Origin of the sequence: Shewanella benthica KT99 (genome assembly GCF_000172075.1) — a bacterium.
GTDB lineage: Bacteria > Pseudomonadota > Gammaproteobacteria > Enterobacterales > Shewanellaceae > Shewanella > Shewanella benthica_A.
Genome location: NZ_ABIC01000009.1, coordinates 1 through 17231 on the forward strand (window position 1 = coordinate 1; position 17231 = coordinate 17231).

The 17231-nt window shown below is 44.7% G+C and carries 16 protein-coding genes and 1 pseudogene; 9 read left to right on the top strand and 8 right to left on the bottom strand.

Going from position 1 to position 17231, the window contains the following annotated elements; translation table 11 throughout:
* Together KT99_RS05675 and KT99_RS05680 are read left to right on the top strand one after the other, a co-directional pair.
* Nucleotides 1–353: hypothetical protein (locus KT99_RS05675; RefSeq protein ID WP_005497915.1), on the top strand; the 353-nt coding region annotated here is incomplete at its 5' end.
* Nucleotides 354–965: 612 nt separating this feature from the next.
* On the top strand, nucleotides 966–1190 hold the full coding sequence (locus tag KT99_RS05680) for a hypothetical protein (protein WP_005497919.1): 225 nt from the start codon (nucleotides 966–968) through the stop codon (nucleotides 1188–1190).
* A gap of 74 nt (nucleotides 1191–1264) precedes the next feature.
* Here KT99_RS05680 and KT99_RS05685 read toward each other — a convergent pair whose 3' ends face one another.
* A complete protein-coding gene (locus tag KT99_RS05685; RefSeq protein ID WP_005497921.1) occupies nucleotides 1265–2200 on the bottom strand; it encodes a class I SAM-dependent methyltransferase in 936 nt (311 codons plus the stop codon).
* A gap of 81 nt (nucleotides 2201–2281) precedes the next feature.
* Nucleotides 2282–3361 carry an AI-2E family transporter gene (locus KT99_RS05690; protein WP_040571651.1) on the bottom strand — a complete coding sequence of 360 codons (1080 nt, stop codon included), beginning with the start codon at nucleotides 3359–3361 and terminating at the stop codon, nucleotides 2282–2284.
* Between the two features lie 93 nt (nucleotides 3362–3454).
* Here KT99_RS05690 and folX point away from each other — a divergent pair, with 93 nt between their 5' ends.
* Nucleotides 3455–3829, top strand: coding sequence for a dihydroneopterin triphosphate 2'-epimerase (gene folX, locus KT99_RS05695; protein ID WP_005497925.1), 375 nt, complete (start codon nucleotides 3455–3457; stop codon nucleotides 3827–3829).
* A gap of 218 nt (nucleotides 3830–4047) precedes the next feature.
* Nucleotides 4048–4962 (top strand): TIGR01777 family oxidoreductase, encoded by a 915-nt coding sequence (locus KT99_RS05700; RefSeq protein WP_005497927.1) that lies wholly within the window; start codon nucleotides 4048–4050, stop codon nucleotides 4960–4962.
* Between the two features lie 32 nt (nucleotides 4963–4994).
* Here the strand turns inward: KT99_RS05700 and KT99_RS05705 are convergent, their stop codons facing one another.
* The 3 genes from KT99_RS05705 to KT99_RS05715 form a co-directional block, all read right to left on the bottom strand.
* On the bottom strand, nucleotides 4995–5510 hold the full coding sequence (locus KT99_RS05705) for an START domain-containing protein (protein WP_005497928.1): 516 nt from the start codon (nucleotides 5508–5510) through the stop codon (nucleotides 4995–4997).
* 316 nt (nucleotides 5511–5826) lie between these two features.
* On the bottom strand, nucleotides 5827–8280 hold the full coding sequence (locus tag KT99_RS05710) for an ABC transporter permease (RefSeq protein WP_005497930.1): 2454 nt from the start codon (nucleotides 8278–8280) through the stop codon (nucleotides 5827–5829).
* Nucleotides 8280–9032 (bottom strand): ABC transporter ATP-binding protein, encoded by a 753-nt coding sequence (locus KT99_RS05715; RefSeq protein ID WP_005497933.1) that lies wholly within the window; start codon nucleotides 9030–9032, stop codon nucleotides 8280–8282. Before KT99_RS05715 ends, KT99_RS05710 begins: the two co-directional genes overlap by 1 nt.
* Between KT99_RS05715 and KT99_RS05720 the strand changes: the two genes are divergently transcribed.
* The 5 genes from KT99_RS05720 (at nucleotide 9010) to KT99_RS05745 (ending at nucleotide 13294) form a co-directional block, all read left to right on the top strand.
* Nucleotides 9010–9651, top strand: a complete 642-nt coding sequence (locus KT99_RS05720; RefSeq protein WP_420038532.1) for an arylesterase — start codon at nucleotides 9010–9012, stop codon at nucleotides 9649–9651. The two genes, KT99_RS05715 and KT99_RS05720, sit on opposite strands and share 23 nt — an antisense overlap.
* Before the next feature lie 276 nt (nucleotides 9652–9927).
* A complete protein-coding gene (locus KT99_RS05725; protein ID WP_005497936.1) occupies nucleotides 9928–10215 on the top strand; it encodes a response regulator in 288 nt (95 codons plus the stop codon).
* 182 nt (nucleotides 10216–10397) lie between these two features.
* Nucleotides 10398–10841: a GGDEF domain-containing protein gene (locus KT99_RS20540; RefSeq protein WP_269764043.1), complete on the top strand. Its 444-nt coding sequence runs from the start codon at nucleotides 10398–10400 to the stop codon at nucleotides 10839–10841.
* 97 nt (nucleotides 10842–10938) lie between these two features.
* A protein-coding gene (locus KT99_RS05740) for an IS66-like element ISSbe3 family transposase (RefSeq protein WP_086017581.1) occupies nucleotides 10939–12374 on the top strand; the annotation gives its coding sequence in 2 pieces (ribosomal slippage) (nucleotides 10939–11131 and nucleotides 11131–12374; 1437 coding nt in all).
* The gene (locus KT99_RS05745; RefSeq protein ID WP_050774318.1) at nucleotides 12335–13294 is read left to right on the top strand and encodes a putative bifunctional diguanylate cyclase/phosphodiesterase; all 960 of its coding nucleotides are present in this window, start codon (nucleotides 12335–12337) and stop codon (nucleotides 13292–13294) included. The genes KT99_RS05740 and KT99_RS05745 overlap by 40 nt, the downstream gene beginning before the upstream one ends.
* A 44-nt stretch (nucleotides 13295–13338) precedes the next feature.
* Here KT99_RS05745 and KT99_RS05750 read toward each other — a convergent pair.
* The 3 genes and pseudogenes from KT99_RS05750 to iscX form a co-directional block, all read right to left on the bottom strand.
* Nucleotides 13339–15605 (bottom strand): annotated as a pseudogene (locus KT99_RS05750) (TonB-dependent receptor plug domain-containing protein); the annotation flags it as partial.
* A 743-nt stretch (nucleotides 15606–16348) separates the two neighbouring features.
* A complete protein-coding gene (gene ndk / locus KT99_RS05755; protein WP_005497946.1) occupies nucleotides 16349–16780 on the bottom strand; it encodes a nucleoside-diphosphate kinase in 432 nt (143 codons plus the stop codon).
* A gap of 196 nt (nucleotides 16781–16976) precedes the next feature.
* Nucleotides 16977–17174, bottom strand: coding sequence for a Fe-S cluster assembly protein IscX (iscX, locus tag KT99_RS05760; RefSeq protein WP_040571653.1), 198 nt, complete (start codon nucleotides 17172–17174; stop codon nucleotides 16977–16979).
* Nucleotides 17175–17231 lie beyond the last annotated feature (57 nt).

The window sequence follows — 17231 nt, forward strand, 5'->3', positions numbered from 1 at the left end:
CACCTGAACAGGTTTCTCTCGGCTTCTTTCACGCCATCTATGTGGAACGAGACGTCAACCAGGCCAAGCAATTTGTCAATGAGCCCATGAAAGAGGTACTCAGCCACTACTATATCGCTGCGGCGGTACAGAGGCACGTCCTCAACCTCTCCATGACAGAGGTCACCATGAAGATCGAAGAGATAGATATCGACTTCTTCAGAAAGCTCACTGACGACGTTACCGTTATCGTAAAGATGCAGGGACTTAAAGGGGGGGAGGCCTGGATAGACGATAGAAGCATTCGACTGCACAAAATCGGCTCGCGTTGGGAAATTATCGAAGTCTTACCCGAAAAAGGCAATCTAAACTAGCAAATAGAACAAAAAAATAGCAAGCTAAGCTTGCTATTTTTATTCCAGCACTCCACTAAATAGGTGAGCCATTCAGGCTTTTCAATTCAAGGCGCTTTAGTGAGGAACTGGTATTAACTCTCAAATTGAGGATTGTTCCCTAATCCAAAAACGCATCTTCATCCTTCTCTACGGGTAAAGACTCCATCACTTCGTCTTGTATTTGGTAGTATGCGCCTTCGTATTCTTGAACTTCCATAACAACTCCGAATCCAGTTTGTAAGGTCTGAGGCATGTCATTACTTCGATGACATTTTGCCATGATAGTAAGTGGCAGATGTTCTACTACTTCTTCAACTCATTATATCAGGCATCCACAGGTAATTACATAAAACTTTCAGTTTGGTTTCACCTGAAAGCCTAAAACATCGAAAAATCCGTTTAAAGCAACCGAATTCCGTTATAAAACATGAAAGACTTTCACGTTTTTATACGTTTGAGGCCTAAGTGTGATTTTTTTGCTGCAAAAAAAATCTAGGCTTCGGCCCTCGAACTGCTATCAATTATGCTATCAATTAAGGATACCTATTAATATTTGTGGGAACGTCGTTGAGTTTTTTGGAGGACGGAATAATGAATGCGCTTGTTAAATTTGAAGCTGAAAAACTGGTTGACCTATTTGGTCAAGGTGACACACTCAACATATTCATGTTTATGGACATGATGAACATGCCAATTGATGTACAGGAAAGACTCTTCTCTGAAATATCGGCCTTAAAATATATAGATAAAACAAAAGTAGAGCATATTATCGAGTCCCATGGTCAATCGACGATCCATGAAAGACTGGGTTATTGATGCTTTAGCTAGACTCGCTAACTCGAGAATATCTGTTATCAAAATACCCATTCTACATTCGAACGAGCACTTGACTATTTACTTCTAAAACAGTGACTTAAGTTTTTACGTCTGTATTTTAGCACCTTGAGCGCTTTGTCTTTACTGATGTCCGCAAAAACACTTGGATTAGCCAGCTGCTCAACAAATTCTAAACTAGGGCTAAACTCTGCAACTTGCTGCATCAGAAAATCGATAGTCAACTCCGGCGCATTGAGACACAACAACACCTCACCGTCTTCGGTCAACAGCTCAGGCAGACGTTTCAACAGTCTGGAGTAATCTTTTGTCGCCACGAAGCTGCCTTTTTGATCGCTTGGCGGATCGGCGATAATCATCTCATAGGGGCCAAGTTTGGTTAACTTACCCCAAGACTTAAAGATATCATGGCCGAAAAAACGTGCGCCAGCAGTGAATCCATTGAGTAGATGATTCTGTTTACCAATCGACAGCGCCCCCTTGCTCATGTCGATATTAACGACACTATCACAGCCACCTTGCAGTGCGGCCACTGAAAATGCACAGGTATATGAAAAGAGGTTGAGTACTTTTTTACCTTGAGCATGGTCCCTCACCCATTGACGGCCATTCTTCATATCGAGAAACAGGCCATGATTCTGCCCTTTAAGCAGATGAACATGGTATTGAGCGCCGTTCTCTAGGACAGCATGCTTATCCGGGACACTTCCCTCTATCAAATCGGTTTGGGTGCGTCCGCCGCTGCGGTACTGATAAACAAGGTTTAGCGCTTTATCTCCCTTAAGGGCTTGCCACCTCTGCTTAATCAATGCTACCGACTTATCTAAGGCATCAGGTTCCAGAGGCTTAAAACTGGTTAACAGCAGTACTGGCGGGTACCAATCCAAACAGATATGCTCAGCTCCCGGATATAAGCCACCACGACCATGAAAAAGGCGATTAACCTCTTCCCCCAGAGTCATCTTATTCAACTCATCAAAAAATAACTGCATTTCTCTCACTTGTAGAAATTTATTTCTCTATAAAAACAACAAAGCCACCTATATGTGGCTTAGTTAATACTCGAGTCTCGCTTAAACGGTCTGCGACATATCCTCTTTGTCATTATCGTCCGGCTTAACATCATCAACATCATCGGCCAGCAATATCGCTAACCAGCTCCCTCCCTGACTCGATTCGAGGGCAATTTTGACAATCATGGTTAAGGGTACCGATAATAACATGCCTACAGAGCCTAATAACCAGCCCCAGAAGATTAATGACAGGAAAACCACCAAGGTAGAAAGACCTAAGCCTTTGCCCATGTATCTAGGCTCTATGAGGTTCCCCATAACCATACTGGTGCAAAAATAGAGCAGAGCCGTTACTCCTGCAGCTGTTGGGCCGAGTTGAATAAAGGCCAATAACACAGAAGGAATAGCGGCAATAATTGAACCTATATTGGGAATATAATTAAACAGGAAGGCGATGACCCCCCATAAAAGTGCATAATCCACTCCAATAATTGCCAGACCGAAGCCAATAATCACCCCAGTCGCCAGACTCACAAGCGTCTTAATCACCATATACTGATTGACCGAATGCAAAAACTTATCTATCTGCTGCATTCTCATCTCAGGATCATCCAGAGCAAAATGTAGCTTCCTAGGCAAGGTCTGAGACTCAAACAACATAAACACCACGGTGAGAATGATTAAAAACAGATTAGCCATCACGCCACCCACACCAGTTAACATATTAGTGGTCATGGATAAGGCGATACCGGGATCGAAATAGGCCAAGATCTGCTCTTTGGTGATAATAATATTGAGTGTCTGCAACTTTTGCACAATCCACCCAAATTGCTCCACCAACTGATCTCGATAGTGAGGTAACTGATTAGAAAACTCATTGATTGAACTGCCGACAATTTGCGCTAACCACAGACCCATCATGACAATAAACACCATCAAGAGGAGAACAGCCAAGGGTCTGGGTACTTTAAACCGTGTCATTGCGCCAATAACCGGATTACAGATCACCGCAATGAATGCCGAAAGCACAAATGGCACCACAATCGGGCTGGCCGCCTTAACTCCGGCCAAGATCACCACGATAAATGCCATGATCGCGAACCCTTTATACGCAACTGATTGGGTATCAACTCTTGGCATATGAATATAATCCTTCATGATTAACTAATAGATTGATAGGCTTAATAACTAATAGCGTAATAAAACTAACTTCAGCATGGAGCAATGACTAATATGAGACCTGAAATCGCCATCATCCGCATCAAAAATCTACGTCTAAGGACATTTATCGGCATCAAGGATGACGAAATTCAAAACAAACAAGATATCTTAATCAATGCTGAAATCCATTACAGCGCCGCTGAAGCCCGTAACAGTGACAACATGGATGATGCGCTGAATTATCGCACAATCACAAAAAAAATCATTGAATTAGTTGAACACAATCGATTTAATTTATTAGAGCACCTTACCGGTCAGGTGCTCAACATCGCCAGCGATCACGCTTGGGTCGAGTTTGCCAGTGTCGAAATAGACAAGCCTCATGCACTTCGTTTCGCAGATTCTGTGTCTCTCTCACTTTGCTACAGTAAAAATAACAAGATGTAATACCCGTTCCATTAAGTAGGTAATTAAGAGCGACACTCATCTAATGATTTGCACCGGTTTAACCCATATAGATAATCAAGAGCCTGGCATCTCAGGTTGTTGATTTCAGCCCGTCTACGTGCTGGAAACACCATAAATATAAAGGCTTTGTGCGACAACACACATCTCTCTGCTACAATTGAACCTATGACTAATCTCATCCTTAGAAAAGCTAAACCATGAAAATATTGCTCACAGGTGCGACAGGATTCATTGGCCACCAGCTTGTCAGAGTCTTGAGTCATGAAAATAAACTGACCATTTTAACCCGCTCTCCCGCCGTGGCTCACCACCAGCTAGGCGCAGAACATCAATACCTGGGAAACTTGACCTCACTGTCAGATTTTAATGAATTTGACGCTGTGATTAATCTTGCGGGTGAGCCAATTGCCAATAAACGTTGGTCAGAAAAACAGAAGCAATTGATTTGTCAGAGTCGCTGGAAGATGACTTCACGTATTGCTCAGTTAATTAAAGCCAGTGATAATCCGCCCTGGGTATTGGTGAGTTCATCTGCAATAGGCATCTATGGCAAGCAAGGCACTCAGCCCATAGATGAGTCCTATGTGTTAACCCCACTCGATGAAAGCACCACCAATGACTTCCCCTTAAGAGTTTGCTCTCAATGGGAGGAGCTTGCGCTATCGGCTCAGTCGGACAACACCAGAGTCTGCATCATTCGAACTGGACTGGTATTAGGCTTATCAGGCGGTGCACTGGCCAAAATGCTCTTGCCATATAAATTAGGTTTAGGGGGACCCATAGGAACAGGTCAGCAAGGGATGAGTTGGATCCATCAAGACGATCACATTAATTTAATCGTGTTTTTACTGAACCAGGAAAAATGTCAGGGGATCTTTAATGCCACCGCGCCCGCGCCCGTCAGTAATGACACGTTTTCTCAACTGCTAGGACAAGCACTCTCTCGCCCGGTATTCATGCCAATGCCCACCATTATTTTAAAGCTGCTGCTGGGAGAGATGTCAGAGTTATTAACCCAAGGTCAGTACGTACTTCCCACCAGAGCAGAGGCCGCGGGATTTAAATTTACCTACCCCGAGTTAGAGCAGGCATTTGCGTCACTGATAGATTAATACCCAATAATGCCGAAAGGAAAGAGATGAGACTATTGCCAACTCAGATCTTGGGCTCTGGCCTCGATGGCCCATAAAATATCGTACAGCCCGCTGGTATTGACTGTATTGGCAAGCCAAGCCGGAATACTGCCCGCAGGATCGGTATAGAGCCAGTACGTCGCTTGGGTACGTCCATCTTCTCTAGCCGTGAGAGACCAGCTGCCATCACACACCACTAAACGCACTATGCCCTTTATGGGTTTAGGTCCGAACTGATTCCTCTGGGTCCAATAACGATAATACTGCCCCTTCTCGGTGTCCACTTCATTGACAACCAGTAAGGTATAATCTCTTTGACTCACCAGGGGCGGATTGACCCTATGGTAGACGTAAGCTCTATCCGCTCCCTCTTGCTTGACGACCTTGATCTCCACCATATAAGGCAAAAACTTAGTGTAATGCTCAACTTGGGTCAAGGTTCGCCATACCTGTTCGATAGGTGCATCAATTATCGCCTCCAACTTCAACTCTTTAACCGAGGTACCTGGAACCTCTCGAGTCCACACGACTCCTTGCCCTCTTGCAGACGCTTTTTACCAATTATCCCCAGGGGCGGCTTGTATCCTTTGCACTTCGGCGTGTACCTCACAAGAGAAGAAAATAGCAACGATACATAACAAGAAGCCCAGCTTCAGAAAGGCCATACCATGACTTTTAGACTCACAATTAGATGTCAATACTGTGAGTATAGGCCTAGCTCCCCAATAGCTGAAACCCACTGAATAATATTAAACTTATAAACGGTTAAGATAAGCAATTTAGGGCCCATCAATCGAAAAAAAGGCGCAACCTTGCGACTTAACCTTCATCAAAGCGTCAACGCTAGCCCGCTTTGAGTAAGTCGCTGCAAGACTTTTTTAGCAAGTGTCGGCAACGCCAAACACCCAAGAGTCCGACAGTGACAGCACCACACAAGGGTGACAGGCCCCACCAATGCCAGTGCATATAGACATTCAACTCGAACACCTGAGTCTTGAGCAAGTAAAGAATAAACTCGGCAACGATCACCGCCAATAATCCGGCTATTGTGCCCAGCAAGGCAAATTCGAGTCCGGTTGCCATCCTCAATAACCAGCCTGATGCACCGAAAGTACGTAACACCGCCAGCTCTCTTTGTCTGCTCGCCATGCCCGCCTCGGTCTGCGCTATCATGACCAAGCTACTGGCCAGCACCACCAGCACTAATACCAAGGTGAGGGACAGGGAAACCTGATCGATTATCTGTCGCAACTGCTTGATCATGGTGCCCACATCTATGATGGATACCGTAGGAAATTGCTTGATGATATCCAGAATAATCTGCGACTGATTATCATCGAGATAGAAGCTCGCCATCGAGGTATAAGAAAAAGCCCCCAGTGACTCCTTGGTGAAGATCATGAAGAAATTAGGCTGCATGGTCTCCCAATGAACGGCACGAATACTGCCAACCTTGACGATTAAGGTCTGGTTATCGATGATATAGGTCAGGCTATCGCCTATCTTAAGATCCAAGCGCTCCGCAATACCCGACTCAACCGACACCTCGTCAGAGTTAGTATTAAATTCCCCTGCTAATATTTCGTTATTTGGCGGTACACTGTCTCGCCAGGTGAGGTTGAGCTCACGTGAAATGCCTTGCCTGCCTTCGACGCCAGCCGCTACCTGAGCAGATGTGAGGAACTTCTCGCCATTCACCGCCGTTAAGCGACCTCTGACCACGGGATAAATATCAGTGGTTTTAACCGTATTGGCTGCCAGATAACGCTCTAAAGGGCTAACCTCATCGGGAGCGATATTGACTAAGAAGTAATTGGGCGCATTTTCAGGCAGCTGCTTCTGCCATTCATTGAGTAAGTCTTGCCTCAAGGCGAAAATGGTCAACAATAGCACCAGGGCGCTACTGAACCCGACCAGCTGTATGGCATTTTGTTTCGCTCTACGTCTCAGACCCGCCAGGGCTAACTGCAATGGGTTAGTGGTTTTCATGCCCACGCTATGGCCCATACGGATCATCAAGAAGCCTAGCACGCTCAATAGTAAGCCCAGCAAGAGCACACCGGCAACAACCGTCAGGGTCAATACCAGACTGCCCGAATAAAGATACCCCAACAGCGCAATGGCTGTCAGACTCAATAATAAGTGCAGCCACATCCCCAGTTGCTGCCCCTCTAACTGACGCTGAAAAACCCGCAGTGGCGGAATAGATAATAACCGCATCAAGGGGTAGGCCGAGAACATAAAGGCGCTGATAAATCCGGTGGCAATCCCCAGTAATATCGGTCTGGATAAAGGCGGAGAATAGGCGGCAATTTCAGGCGGTAACAAGAAGGTTATGGCCATATCTAACACAAAACCACCGAGCAAGCCAAGCATCACACCGAGCAAGGTCACTAACAACAGGTGCATGCCAAACAAGGTGCGGATCTGTTTACCCGAAGCGCCGAATGTTTTAAGCATGGCGACGACATCATAATGACGTTGGCAATATCTCTGGGCGGCGATGCCGATTGCCGCACAGGCCAGCGCAATCCCCAACAGACTGGCTAACAAGAGGAAACGTTCCGCCCGTTTAACCGCATCGGCTATGGGTGAGTCACCGGTTTGCACATCTATCCAGCGCTGGCTGTCATTAAGCAGCGGTTTAACATAGGCTTCGAACCGTTTAAGTTGCGTCTCATCGCCGGTAAATTGCGCCAGATAGGTCACCCGACTGCCAGGCTGGATCACACCGGTTCCGGCCACATCCGCCATGCGCATCAAGACCACGGGAGAGGAAGCAAAGGGGTTAAATCCGGCGTCGGGTAAGCGTGCTATCTCCTCACTCAAGCTAAACAGAGCATTACCTAGCTCTAAGGATTTGGGGTAACCCAGCAAGCCCCCCAAACGGGTTTCAAACCAAATTTCTCCCAAGCCAGGTAAGGGAACACGACTATCCGAGTTAAGCTCTATCTTACCCTTGAGAGGATACCCCGGCTCCACGGCGCGGACCGTGACTAATTGAAATTTATCATCCGCAAATACCATAGAATTAAACTGTAAGCTTAAGACTCGCGCCAATCCTATCTCATCGGCTTTGGCAAGAATCGACTCATCAATCTTAGTCGGTGACTTGATTATCCTATCGGCAGCGATAAATTTTGAGGCTTGGCCATTGATGGCTAACTGTAATCGCTCACTGACTCGCGCTAATCCTGTCACAGATAACACAGCCAGGGTAATAGCCAACACGATGAGCACGAGTTGCCCCTGCAAGAGTTCCCGTTTAAACAAACGCCACGCCAGACTCATCTCCATTAACTTGCCTCCGCCTTAGCTGGCTGACTATCTGTTATGACTACCGCAGGCTTAGTGGCATCTGACAGCTTATTCCTAACCTCAGTTAGTTCACCCGAGTCCATCAGCAACTGACGCTCACATCGGTTAGCCAATACCAGATCGTGAGTCACTAACACCAACGTCGTCTCGCTCTCGCGGTTGAGCTCAAACAACATGTCCGCCACCTTCTTGCTATTGGCAGCATCCAGATTTCCCGTGGGCTCATCGGCAAATAACACCTTGGGCTCACAGATAAATGCTCTGGCGATGGCGACGCGTTGCTGCTCACCACCGGAGAGCTGATTGGGGAAATGATTCAGTCTATGACTCAACCCAACTCTGCCCAACATGGATTTAGCCTTCTCTTTGGCCTTAGGTATTCCAGCCAATTCGGCGGGTAACATGACATTTTCCAGGGCATTGAGTGTATCGACCAACATAAATGACTGAAAAATAAAGCTGACTTTCTGCTTGCGCATTGCCGCCTTCTTCTCCTCATCTAAATTCTGTATGGCAATGCCATCTAAGATGATCTCACCGGAACTCGGAGAGTCCAACGCCGCAAGCAAGCCGAGCAAGGTCGACTTCCCAGATCCTGATGGCCCAAGAATAGCGATACTTTCTCCATGCTTGACATCCATATTGATGCCGTTGAGGATAGTAAGCTCTCCCTCTTGGGTAGCCACTGACTTAACGAGATTCTTAACTGTGATAGCACTGATATCTGACATAAAACCCTTCTATTCCATCTTACTTAGACGCTTGCTGACTCTGCTAACCTTAACCTGCCTGCTCGTTAGCACTCAAGCATTAGCCGCCCCTATATTAATCCTGGGAGATAGCTTAAGTGCAAGCTATGGTATCGATGAAGATAAAGGTTGGGTCAATTTGTTAAGAGCCAAACTACCGGAACATGAGATAATAAACGGCTCAGTGAGTGGTGAAACCACGGCAGGAGGATTGCGTAGACTCCCCGCCCTGCTTGAATCTGGCAAGCCTAAGCTGGTCTTGATTGAATTGGGAGGCAATGACGGATTACGCGGATTTACTGCCCAACAACTGAAAGAAAACCTTACAAAAATAATCATCTTAGTCAAAGAAACCCATGCGAAAGTGCTCTTGAGTGAGGTCATGGTACCGCCAAACTATGGCCCCAGATATGCGCAGATGTTTGCCGATGTCTACAACCAATTAGCAAAGGAGCATGAAATAACCCTTATGCCCTTCTTCATGAAAGATATCGCCATCTATCCTGAATTGATGCAAAGAGACAGAATTCACCCCAATGCTCAGGCACAGATGCAGATTGCCGACTTCGTACAGCCTTGGGTGACACAAATCTTAGAGTGAGTCCGCCAACCGGCATCGAATTGACTAACCCACTCTCAAGCACAATTTTAGACTTTTAGCTATTTAAGACTAAAACTGTATAAAGAGTAATAACTCATTCAGGCCCCGCAGCGGCCTTTATTATGCTTAGTGGTTATCACTCAGTCCTAGATTAGACTTTTTAGTCTTGTGCTCAGGTATAAAGCTTAAGGACATTGCTAAATAAACGCCTCTTGACTATCTTCAAATGAGTCCATATTACCATTATTTTTGCCTTATCAAAAAAAGGACTTTTTGATGAAAAACCCTGATAAACCACTGAAGATATTGCTAGTTGAAGATAATCACGCCATGAGTACGGTAATTATAGAGCTTTTAGCCCATACTCAATTATCATTATCGGTCACGAGTACCAACACGGGGCAAGGCGCACTGAATCAACTCGATGCCAACCGATTCGACTGCGTATTACTCGACTATGAACTCCCCGACTATAACGCTAATGAGGTACTAAAACGCCTTCAGGGCAAGCGTCAGCTCAGTATGCCTATCATCATACTCACGGGTCATTCCCGGCAAAATTAACCAATGATGCATTAGCCTTAGGCGCAATCGATTTCATCACTAAGTCAGAGTGTTCACCCGAAAAACTCAAGCGTGCTATCACTTATGCCATCTCACGAAATCAATTCAGGATCAGCCAAGCTGATGAAGAGAAGGCGCAGATCAGCCGCCTGTTAGATACAGCCACAGCAGAAACTACTCATCTGCTCAATTATGATCGGCTCACACAGTTGCCCAATCGGGAGCTATTTAAGGCCTATTTGAAGAAAAGTATCGCCCGGGCTTGCCGGCACCAACTCAATATTTGTCTACTCTATATCGACATAGATAACTTCAAATGCATCAATGATTCTTTGGGTCATGACTTAGGTGATAAAGCATTAATCTCCTTCTGCCACAGGTTGCAGTCTATCATCAGGAGTAACGATGCCCTTTGCCGGGTGAGTGAAGATGAGTTTGCCATCTACCTGGACTTTATCGAGAATGAATGCGATGCCGCAATTGTTGCCGAGAAGATAATTAAACTCACCAGCATACCGATCGAGATAGATAACCACGACATCTATCTCTATTGCAGTATTGGTATCTGCCATCACAGTCACTTCACCGGAGACAGCGAAATTTTACTCAGCAATGCCCAAACGTAACCGTTCACCAGCCCCTTATTGACACGATCAATTGATGATCAATAAGGTTTGGTCATATCGCTATTGAACGATCTCTTTGCCGTGTCAAAATAGCTTCATGAAAAAGAAAAAACAATTCGCAACAGAGCCGCCTACGGTTGCTGAACTCGGTGAAAACAAAGCAAACTTACTCATTCAAGAACTGTGGGAAAAGTTACGTGAATATGAAGATCGCCTAGCATTGAGCTCTAGAAACTCATCCAAATCACCATCCTCTGACTCCCCTGCGGATAAGGCTGAGCGAAAAAAGCTCAAACGCCTCGTAGTGGAAATAAGGTTGGCGCTCAACCTGGACATACGGGGCATAAAAGACCATTAGCGGAACTCAGCGCAACCGATGAGCAAGTCGCTTGCTTACCCGATTCATGTTGTTCTGATTGTGGTGGCGAGGTCATTGCCAACCCGACTCCAAGCTATCGTCATCAGGTATTTGAATTACCTAAACCTGCACTTGATATAACTGAATACCAGTTATTTCACGGGCGTTGTCAGCAGTGCAACACCGTGAGCAAAGGAGCCTTGCCTGAAGAGGCTCCCGATGGTCAGATGGGGCCACGATTGCTCAGTTACGTGGCTGTGCTCAGTGGCTTGTATCACCTGAGCGTACGTAAAATTCAACGTTTACTGCAAGACCAATACGGGACTCATTTCTCTATCGGTCTGATTTCTGAAGCGCAAGGGCGAGTCAGTAGTATGCTGACGCCGACACACCAAGCTCTGCATCAACACATAAAAAAAGCGTCATTAGTGCATGTTGACGAGACGACGCACAATCGTAATGGTGAAGAGCATACCCGCTGGGTCTGGTTGTTATCGAGTGAGGATGCCGTATTCCAACAGGTGAAATATTTTCGTAATAAGGATGCAGCCAAATCGATATTAGGCGAGCATACCCAAGCGATTGTCGTGAGTGACCAATGTCCCAGCTACAACTGGATTGAGCCCGAACGGCATCAATTTTGCCTTGCCCATGTGCAGCGTAATTTACAACAAATGGCCGATTATTCAGGTAAGGGGCTTACCGCGAGTATCGGCAATCGACTGGTATTGCTATTCAAGTCCGTATTTCGCACTCAACATAGATATGAAGCCGGTGACGTTGACGAAATAATGTGGCGTCGGCGAATGCAACGACTAAGGCGCAATATTAAGCGCTGGCTTGAGTGCGGGGAAAATGTGCCCGCTTCACGCTACTCAGGCCGATGCCGGCATATTCTCAAATATGAGCAAGGTTTATGGGTTTTTCTCAATCACCCAGGGACACCTTTGACCAATAACGAAGCCGAGCGTTGTTTGCGTGGCAGCGTGATCATGCGCAAGATCTGCTATGGCACCAGTTCAGATAGGGGTGAGAAGTTTCGATCTCGGATCCTCTCAGTCGTTGAAACGTGCAAGAAGCGCAAGTTATCCCCGATAACAGTGATCAGCACTATCATTGCGGGCGTGGTGGGTAAATGCGACTACCCAGACGTATTTGGACTAACCTCAGCTTAGTCAATCCCCCTCTGGTGAATGCTTACGCCCAAACCGCCATGCTTTCGGTCAAGAAAAATGGTAAAAACAGTTTTGTCTATTTTTCCAATGAGATGACGATTAAGGCCAAGAAGCGATTATATCTGGAACAGGAGGTCAGGCTGGCACTCGCCAATGATGATTTTCATATGGTCTATCAACCCAAAATAGATGTAAAAACCCAGAGAATCACAGGTGCAGAGGCCCTAATTAGGTGGCATCACCCTAAAAACGGCATCATACCACCAAACGAATTTATTCCAGTTGCAGAGCAGAGCGATCTGATCCTAAAACTTGACAGCTATATACTAGACAAAGTCATCAATCAGATAAGTCGATGGCAAAAAGAGGGTCTTGAGGTCCCGGTTATCTCAGTCAACATCCCAAGCCGTGAATTTCAGCGAGGCGATCTGGTGGCCAGTGTTCAAGATACCCTAAGAAAATATCAGGTGGTTGGCAACAGACTCGAAATTGAGATAACGGAACGCTTGTTGATGGATCATTGCGAAGACAACATTAAGATACTCAACCGACTCAAAGATCTGGATATTCATATCTCCGTCGATGATTTCGGTACCGGTTATTCGTCCTTAAGCTATTTAGTGCAATTTCCCTGTGATGTGTTAAAAATCGACAAGTCATTTATCGACCAACTGCCTCAGAGCAAGGACAACTGTAAAATTGTCGAAGCCATTATCATGCTGGCCCATAAACTGGGAAAAAGCGTGGTGGCCGAAGGAGTAGAAACTGAGGTGCAATATCAGTATTTATCTGCACTCGGCTGTGACCAGATCCAGGGGTATTATTTCTATAAACCACTAAATAAAAATGATTTCGCAATCAAATTAGATAAAGTACAATTCAAGAGTTTTACTAACGTCTCTCAGATAAAAGCATGTTAACCCAGCTTTTTCCCAGTACAAGCTCCTCTATTATACCCCCTGTCATCGTTATTACCTGTGTAATACGGTGCATCTTCATCGAGTAAGTTGTTTACACCCGCTGAGATTGCCCAAGTATTCGATAAGAAATACGATGCTGAAATATCATGGTAAACAATGCTATCTGTTGACGGCGCATAACATGTAGATGGTTCACTTTGACAGACATAGCTGTCCATGCCTGAGATGTAACGAGCTTGATAATGAGCCCCCCAACTATCTCCTTCTACACCTAAATCAAAGTTTGTCTTATATTTAGCAAAACCACCACTACCTGAAGTAATTACCCCAGCATAATCGATAGACTCACCCAGAATAATTGACTCATTTTCAAGTAAGATAGTGCTATCTAAGCCCATTTTCCAGCCTAGCCCTACAGCATCGAAGGTATACGCCAAATTGATGTCGATACCTGAAGTAATCTCTGCACCTATGTTTTGCAATTGGTTATTAAAGATGATGCGATTGCCACCGCCCATCTTAGTATCAGCTGATTGACATAAGCTAGTTTCAGTGTTGATTGGATTACCTTGAGCGTCCATACACTGGTCAAGGATATATTGTGAATTCACTAAAGCTATTGAATTAGTAATTGAAATATCATAGTAATCTGTTGTGATAGAGAAACCATCAAACCATGAAGGAGAATAAACGAAACCAGCAGTAAAGGTCTCAGCTTCTTCAGGAGTCAAGTTAGGGTTGCCGCCACGAGTGACTTAGGCTTGATCTTGACCAACAGGATGTTGTACTTGGTCAAATGAAGGAGACTTACCTGAATATAGCTCATCTACTGACGGTGCTCTGAATGCTGTAGATGCTACACTTCTAAGCATAAAGTCATCAGTTACACGCCATGTTAGACCTAGCTTCCAAGTACTGTCACTACCGAATGTGCTGTAATCGAAATATCTCATCGCCGCACTTAAATCAACTTGCTCAGCAAACGGAAGACCGGATAATAAAGGGATGGCGAATTCAATATAGGCTTCGTTTACATCGTATTCACCGCCTGTTGGCTCAACCTTTGGATCATTTGCCATTCCTTGTGAAGTTAATGAATCAGGAATAAACCAAGCTTTTTCAGTACGATGCTCAAGACCTGTGGCAAAACCTAAATAACCGGCAGGTAACTCCATAATTTCACCGGATAAATCAGCTGAAACAATAAACATTTCACTGCCGCCAGAGTTAATCCCAGTATATAAATATTCAGTCATATTCTCTTGAGACCAAGATGCTTGATCAAGAGGATTGAATGTTCCCTCTGTAATACCTGTATTAACTGATCCCATGTTGATTAGATTAGCTAAACGGTCGACCGAATCATTACGGCCGAAGTTAACAGAAGTATCCCAAGACCAACCATTGTCTAACATACCATCGAGCCCGACAACCACACGCACAGTATCCACGACTTGAGAAAACTCACGATTACCGACATCAGCCATACGACGTCCATAATCCAATTTGTCACCATACTCATGGCCATGCTCTATTAAACTGGAGTATAGGAGCTACCACCACAATAAAGTTCAAGATCGCCGTTTGCATTAGTACGTTCAGCGTAGTCACACTGGGTTGAATCACGGTCGGCCATACTCGCCTCACCACGGTCCATATATTGTAATCCCATAACGACATTACCACGACCAAAACTGCCACCCATGGTTAAGTCAAAGCTGGTCTCTTGAACATCGCCGTGCCCAGAGATACCAGTCTGTACATTAGCCTCAAAACCTTCGAAGTCATCTTTAAGAATAATGTTAATGACACCAGCCACGGCATCAGAACCATAAATAGCCGATGCGCCATCTTTCAAAATCTCTACACGCTTAATCATGGATACAGGTATGGTATTTAAATCAACAGTAGAGGCTGCACCTGTACCAGAGTTAACCATACGACGACCATTAACCAAGACTAGAGTACGCTGCGAACCTAAGCCCCTAAGGTTTATGCTTGCATTACCCTGAGAACCATTATTGATACCAGGGTTGGTCATGGCTCCTCCGGTTGCTGTCATTTTCTGTAATATTTCATCGATAGAGGTTGCCCCAGAAGCCCTGCTCGCACTGGCATCAATAATAGTAACTGGACTTGCAGTTTCCATGTCCGTTCTTTGAATCCGCGAGCCAGTAACAGAAATTCGTTCAACTTTTGCACCATCATTTTGCTCTTCAGCAAACGCTAGACCAGAAAGTGCAACACTTGTTGTTGCGGCTGCTAATAAACCAACACGTACTGCTTTTGCTGTTAAGGTCATTGAGTTCATATATTCTCCCTCATCACTTAGACATTAATTAATAACTGAACGATTAATACCGGCATTGTGATAATAATTATTACTTTATTGTTTTAGTTTTTGCAAAACTGTAATTCAACAGTTAATGCCTTCGGGTTGAATATTGTTTAAATGCAGCATTTAAGTCGACCGAAATTACAATTAAACAACCTAAATGATAACGATTGATACATATACAAAAAATAACATATTCAAAAACAAACACCAAAACAAACCAAGCCGCTTAAAAACATATAGTTATGATATAAGCGTGAACAGATTTATATTAAAAACTCAACATTACAAATAACAACAACCACAAGATACAATATGAGATCTATGTAACCAATTAACACTGAAAGTTAGCAAGTTAATCATACTCAGAGTAATAAATAGCAGAGGACCAAATAAACTTAGGGTCATTGCCCACGATTAGATTAAACGACAGAATAAAAAACCAATAAGCACAATCCTCTCTATATAAATAACCTAATAATCGTATAAACAAAAACAAATAATTTTAATTAGCAATTACCCAACACATAAAGCCAACCCAGTTAACTTGTTCACCATGACATCGATCGGGAAATAAGCCTAACTCTACTGCGGTATAATTTGTTAACACATTACTTAGGGATTTAACTGGGTAGAAAGGAGGAGACGAGTAAACATTCAAAATACCGACAACAAAAAAGGAGCCATAAGGCTCCTTTTCAACTTTACTTAGCGTCGAATTAACGAGTGCGTGGACAAAGCTCTTCTGTGCTGAAGAAGTAAGCCACTTCACGCTCAGCAGAAGCAACAGAATCAGAACCGTGAGCTGCATTCTCATCGATGCTTTCAGCGAAATCAGCACGAATAGTACCCGATGCAGCGTCAGCTGGGTCAGTCGCACCTAAGATGTCACGGTGAGCCAGAACTGCGTTCTCGCCTTCCAGAGCCTGGACCATGATAGGACCAGAAGTCATGAATGCAACTAGCGCACCGAAGAAAGGACGCTCGCTGTGCTCGGCGTAAAAGCCTTCAGCTTGCTCTTTGCTTAGGTGAACCATTTTAGAAGCTATAATCTTCAGGCCTGCAGTTTCAAAACGGTTGTAAATAGCGCCAATGTTATTTTTTGCAACAGCATCGGGTTTAATGATAGAAAAAGTACGTTCGATAGCCATGAGAAGCTTCCTTCATAATAAACAGTTTTAATTTTCGCGCGGATTATACGAGGTTTGTCACAAAAAACCTAACTTTATAGCCCAAGGAATGGAATATTACGTTAACTTCATCCTGCTTCATCGCTATCCAGAGCCGATGACAAGCAAAACACTAGGGCTACCGATAACGCCATAGATAGCCTAATGGAATTGAATATCACTGCTCGGCTATCCAGCAGGCTTGGACTGCTTCCAATATGCGCTCATTACAGTGTTCTGGATCATCATCGAACGAGTCCAGCGCTAAGATCCATTCACGCAGATCGGTAAATAGAAGCCTTTCAGGATCGGTTTCCGGATACATTTCCAACAAGTCTAAGGCAATATCGAGTGAATCTATCCACTTTAATGGCATATCCAACCCCTTGAGCATAATTGTAATAACTAGAGTATAGCTGGCATCTCACCGCAT